We start from the raw sequence: 1,340 nt of genomic DNA, 5'->3' as shown, positions 1-1,340 counted from the left end.
CACATCCGCAATCCGCCCCGACCCAGCCTCCCCCCGGGCCAGCACCGACTCCAGCTCCTCTTTCTTTTCCGCCAGCCTGTCCCTCACCTCCGTCAACTTCTGCCGAGAAGAATCCCAGCCATCCACCTCCTTTTGCAACGTACGCAGACGCTCCTGATCAGCATCGGCCAGCACCTCCGACGCCTCCAACTTCTTGATTTCACCCCTGCTTTCCTCAGTCTTCTTTCTCTTTCTCGACACCGCGACCGCCAGTCTATTTTCCTCGTCTTCGTACCTTTTAATTTCCTCCCGCACTTCGAGCTCGGGCAGCCGCCACGAAGGCAGCGTCCCCTGCCTCTTGAATTCCCTCAACTCCGCAAGCACACTGTCGGCGGCGTCCTTAATTTCCCGCCGACGAGCCACAGTCTGTTTCTTATGCTTCTCATACTTGTCCCAATACTTTTGCGCCCTCGGCAGGAGCTCCTCCAGCTTCTCTGCTTCCTTCTCGGTCAGCCCCTCCGTCGCCGCCTTCGCCTTCAAGGCCGCAGCTTCGTCGGCGACCTTCTTCTGCTCCTGTCGCCAAACCACACCGCGGTCTTTCTTTTTTTCCTTCTCCCAATTGGGGTCAGCCTTTTCCTTCTGGTACCTATCCGCGTCGTATTTCCTCTTTTTCAGCTTCCTCGCCAACGCCCGGCCCACCGACGCAGACCCATCGCCCTCGCCACCTTGATTCCTGGAACCATCCCCATCCGGCCCTTCCACTCTCGGCCGCTTGGACCCCTCGGAAGAGCTCTCACCAACCTCCTTCGGCGCGATCGTCACATACCGACGCGGCGGACCTGTCACCTCGGCCGGCAGCCCAGCCCCCCAGCCCTGGCTGCGCAGCCCGGAATCACCTGCAGGCAACACCACCTGCCTCCACGGCAGCTCAACCACCCACACCCCGGTCGCCGCCAAGACATCGGCTTCCTCGGCTTTCTCTGCTTCCTCGCCTTCCTCACCCTTCTGCGCATCCCCCAGCCCGACCACACCCTGCGCTACATGCACAGCATTGATCGCATGCGCACTAAAATCCGCTCGCTGGAAGATCACCGACACATCCCGACCCACCGGCAAACTCCGCACATGCCCCTCAGCCTCGGCCAATCCATCCACCCGCCAAGCCTTCCCACCAGCCGCCACCAACCGAGCCGGATCCCGAACATCACCAGCCGGCTCCGCCACAACCAGCTCACCGAGCACGAGAGAATTGTGGAACGCCACAGAAGCCTCCAAACAATTCTTCTGATAACGCTCATCCCCGGAGAGATAATTGGCCCGGTTCACCCCCGACAAAAACCGAGACCAAGACCCCACCTGTC

General features: G+C 60.8%; 1 protein-coding gene. It reads right to left on the bottom strand.

Going from position 1 to position 1,340, the window contains the following annotated elements; translation table 11 throughout:
- Window positions 1-1,242, bottom strand: a 1,242-nt coding sequence (locus E1288_RS46370) for a hypothetical protein (RefSeq protein ID WP_207954952.1), incomplete at its 3' end; no start/stop codon positions are given.
- Window positions 1,243-1,340 lie beyond the last annotated feature (98 nt).

The organism is Saccharopolyspora elongata (genome assembly GCF_004348985.1).
In the GTDB taxonomy this organism is placed as follows: Bacteria; Actinomycetota; Actinomycetes; order Mycobacteriales; family Pseudonocardiaceae; genus Saccharopolyspora; species Saccharopolyspora elongata.
Note: the sequence above shows the minus strand (reverse complement) of the source record. Positions and strands in the feature narration are given on the sequence as shown.